At 54.5% G+C, this 211-nt stretch carries 1 tRNA gene; it reads left to right on the forward strand.

The features are described 5' to 3' along the window. The first annotated feature begins 127 nt into the window (after positions 1–127). Positions 128–204 (forward strand) — tRNA-Asp (locus tag OGV65_RS00050). Positions 205–211: the final 7 nt, after the last annotated feature.

Below are 211 nucleotides of genomic sequence, written 5' to 3' on the forward strand. Positions count from 1 at the left end.
CTCAGAAGTGAAACGCCGTAGCGCCGATGGTAGTGTGGGGTCTCCCCATGCGAGAGTAGGGAACTGCCAGGCATCAAATTGCAGTAAACCGGGATGAATAATCCGGGTAGTGACAAAGAAATTCGGTGGAGCGGTAGTTCAGTTGGTTAGAATACCTGCCTGTCACGCAGGGGGTCGCGGGTTCGAGTCCCGTCCGTTCCGCCACTTATTA

This window comes from Citrobacter sp. Cb004 (genome assembly GCF_030337065.1).
GTDB classification, from domain to species: Bacteria; Pseudomonadota; Gammaproteobacteria; order Enterobacterales; family Enterobacteriaceae; genus Citrobacter; species Citrobacter braakii.